The sequence below is a fragment of the Mesorhizobium sp. M7A.F.Ca.CA.004.04.2.1 genome (assembly GCF_004022825.1).
Classification (GTDB): Bacteria; Pseudomonadota; Alphaproteobacteria; order Rhizobiales; family Rhizobiaceae; genus Mesorhizobium.
The window spans coordinates 1-3,737 of the sequence record NZ_RZPH01000609.1; the positions used below are offsets into that span (position 1 = coordinate 1).

General features: G+C 62.7%; 3 protein-coding genes. All 3 read right to left on the bottom strand.

The annotated features are described in order from the left end of the window. Positions 1-242 (bottom strand): GFA family protein (locus EN893_RS23645; RefSeq protein WP_206640160.1); only part of this gene is annotated, 242 nt, incomplete at its 3' end. A 79-nt stretch (positions 243-321) separates the two neighbouring features. Next, positions 322-1,453, bottom strand: a protein-coding gene (prfB, locus tag EN893_RS23650) for a peptide chain release factor 2 (protein ID WP_127272597.1) whose coding sequence is annotated in 2 segments (ribosomal slippage) — positions 322-1,386 and positions 1,388-1,453 — 1,131 coding nt in all. Because the reading frame shifts where the segments join, the coding sequence is not laid out codon by codon here. A gap of 118 nt (positions 1,454-1,571) precedes the next feature. Beyond that, positions 1,572-3,737, bottom strand: a 2,166-nt coding sequence (locus EN893_RS23655; RefSeq protein WP_164901049.1) for a penicillin-binding protein 1A, incomplete at its 5' end; no start/stop codon positions are given.

Consider the following 3,737-nt stretch of genomic DNA (forward strand, 5'->3'; position numbering starts at 1 on the left):
AGCAAGGAGCCGCACCGGCCGCAATGCGCGTTATGGCCGCTTTCGTCGCCAAAGATCAGGAGCTTGTCCCCGCCTTCGGTGAGGACAAGCTTTTCACGCTCGATACCGGCGAAAGGCTTGAAGGCCGAACCGGTGGTGCGCCGGCAGTTCGAACAATGGCAATTCGCGGCATAGAGGAATTCGTCGGCGACCTCGTAGTGAACCGCGCCGCAGAAGCACTTTCCGGTGAGCTTGCTCGGCAACCCACTCCTCCGTCGCTGTGGTGCGCAGGGGTATGTTCAGATTGAGGTCAGGCTAGCCTCACCTGAACATGGACATATCCTAATCCAGGTCTGCTACGGCTTCGCCCGCACCGCCTTCGATGCGCTGCGACAACGAGGCTTCCATGAAATCGTCGAGGTCGCCATCGAGCACGCTCGACGGGCTGGTGCTCTCGACGCCGGTGCGGAGATCCTTCACCAGCTGGTAGGGCTGCAGCACATAGGAGCGTATCTGGTGACCCCAGCCTATATCACTCTTCGACGCTTCGGTGGCGTTTGCAACTGCCTCGCGCTTCTTCAGCTCTTCCTCGTAAAGGCGCGAGCGCAGCATCTCCCAGGCCTTGGCCTTGTTCTTGTGCTGCGAACGTTCGGCTTGGCAGGCGACCGCAATGCCGGTGGCCAGATGCGTGATGCGCACCGCCGAATCGGTGGTGTTGACGTGCTGGCCGCCCGAGCCGGACGAGCGATAAGTATCGATGCGGACATCCGATTCCGAGACGTCGATCTCGATCGTGTCGTCGATGACCGGATAGACCCAGACGCTGGCGAAGGACGTATGCCGGCGCGCATTGCTGTCATAGGGCGAAATACGCACCAGGCGATGAACGCCCGATTCCGTCTTCATCCAGCCATAGGCATTGTGGCCTTTGATCATCAACGTGGCCGACTTGATGCCGGCCTCTTCGCCGTCATGCATTTCCAGCACTTCGACCTTGAAGCGACGACGCTCGGCCCAGCGCGTGTACATGCGCAGCAGCATCGAGGCCCAGTCCTGGCTTTCGGTGCCGCCGGCACCGGCATGGATTTCGAGATAGGTGTCGTTGGAATCTGCTTCACCCGACAGCAACGTCTCGACCTGGCGGGCCTTCGCTTCGCCTTGCATCGAGCGGATCGCGGCTTCGGCCTCGGCAATGACCCCCTCGTCGCGCTCTTCCTCGCCGAGCTCGATCAGGCCGATATTGTCTTCCAGCGCCTGCGTCAGACCTTTCACCGAGGCGATGCCCTCTTCCAGGCCCTGGCGCTCGCGCATCAGCTTCTGCGCTTCCAGCGGCTCGTTCCAGAGGCTGGCGTCCTCGGCGCGCACATTAAGGTATTCAAGCCGCTTTATGGCCTGATCCCAGTCAAAGATGCCTCCTCAGCAGGGTTATCGCCTGCCTGATCTCGTCGACAATATTCTGCGTTTCCGCGCGCATGGCTGGCTGTTCTGTCCTGTTTGCTGAAGTCGGTCGGCGCGATACATAGGCAGGCCGCCGCCGGCTGTAAAGCAAAATGGGCTGGCGCCAAGGCCAGCCCATCCGCTCATGAAAATCGTCAGTAGAGGCCGCCGCCGCCGGACTGGATGGCCTGGTTGGCCTGCGGTGACAACGCGCCACCGGTGGCATTGGAGCCGTCGGCGCCCATGCCGATGACCCAATAGCTGTCGGCGGGACCGGTACCCGGCTTGAAGGCTTCGATGATGGTGCCCGGATCGCCCGATGCGGCACGCATGCCGGTCTTGCGGTTGATGGCGACCAGGTTCATGCCTTCGGGCACCTTGAAATCGACATTGGGCGTGCCGTCCAGCGCCACCCGCATGAAGTCCTTGAAGATCGGGGCTGCGAGGCCGCCACCGGTGGCGCCATGGCCAAGGCCGCGCGGCGTGTCGTAGCCCATGTAGAGGCCGACGACGAGGTTGGGCGTGTAACCGATGAACCAGGCGTCCTTTTCGTCGTTGGTCGTTCCAGTCTTGCCAGCGATGTGACGGCCGAGTTCACTGATGGTGGCGCCGGTGCCGCGTTGCACGACACCTTCCATCATCGAGGTGATCTGGTAGGCCGTCATCGGATCGAGCACCTGCTCGGAATTGTCGACGAGTTCCGGCTCCGGCTGGTTCTGCCATTCGGGCGCATTGCAGCCCTGGCAGCCACGTTCGTCCTGCTTGAACACCGTCTTGCCGTAGCGGTCCTGGATGCGGTCGATGAGCGACGGTTTGATCGACTTGCCGCCATTGGCCATGATCGAATAGGCCGACACCATGCGCATCACGGTGGTTTCGCCGGAACCCAGCGCCATCGGTAGATAGGGTGCCAGATGGTCGTAGACACCGAAGCGCTCGGCATATTCGACGACCAGCTTCATCCCCATGTCATTGGCAAGCCGCACCGTCATCAGGTTGCGCGACTTCTCGATGCCGGAGCGCAGGGTCGCCGGACCGGCAACGGTGCCGTCGTAATTCTTCGGCGTCCAGCTCGTGTTGCCGCTCTGGATCGTGATCGGCCCGTCCATGATCACCGAGGCCGGCGTATAGCCATTGTCGAGTGCGGCCGAATAGACGATCGGCTTGAACGAGGAGCCCGGCTGGCGCATGGCTTGCGTGGCGCGGTTGAATTCGGACTGCGCATAGGAGAAGCCGCCGACCATGGCCAGCACGCGGCCGGTGTGCGGGTCCATGGCGATCAGGCCGCCTTCCACTTCGGGCACCTGGCGCAGGCTGTAGGCGCCATCGGCACCATCGTTTTTCTGCACGAAGATGACGTCGCCCGGCTTCAGCACCTCCGCCGGCGACTTGGCCTTGACGGTCTTGCCGGCAACCACATGGCGCATGGCAAAACCCATGTCCTCCTTGCTGACGGTGCCTTCGACGCGCTCCTTGACGATCTCGCCCGACGCCTGCCGTGCGGGCTGCAGGCCGATCGACAGCCCGGTCGCCGAACTGTCGAGCACGACGGCGAGCGACCATTCGGGAACATCCTCCAGCCCCTTGACGGCGCCAAGCGGCACGCCCCAGTCGCCCGACACGTCGATCGATGTTACCGGCCCGCGATAACCGCGCAGCGTGTCGTATTTCATCAACCCGTTCTGCATCGATTTGCGGGCAATGAGCTGTATCTTCGGATCGAGCGTGGTGCGGACGGAGAGGCCGCCTTCGTAAAGCGCGTTCTCGCCGTAGCGGGCGATGATCTGGCGGCGCACCTCTTCGGTAAAGTACTCGCCGGCGAACAGATAGGTGCCGCTGCGGCGCGGCGTCACGCCCAGCGGCTCGGCCTTGGCCTTGTTGCCTTCCTCACGCGTGACGTAGCCGTTCTCGACCATCTGGTCGATGACCCAGTTGCGACGCTCGATCGCGCGATCGGCATGCTTGAAAGGGTGGTAGTTGTTCGGCCCCTTGGGCAGGGAAGCCAGGTAGGCGGCCTCTGCCACGGACAGTTCGTTGACCGACTTGTCGAAATAGGTCAGCGCCGCACCGGCGACGCCATAGGCGCCGAAGCCGAAGAAGATTTCGTTGAGGTAGAGCTCGAGAATGCGATCCTTGGGATAGGCCTGCTCGATGCGGAAGGCGAGGATCATCTCCTTGATCTTGCGCTCGTAGGTCTGGTCCGAGGACAACAGGAAGTTCTTCGCCACCTGCTGGGTGATCGTCGAGGCGCCGACCTGACGCCGGCCCGAGCCGAGATTCTGCAGGTTGACGATGATGGCGCGGCCGAGGCCGGTCACATC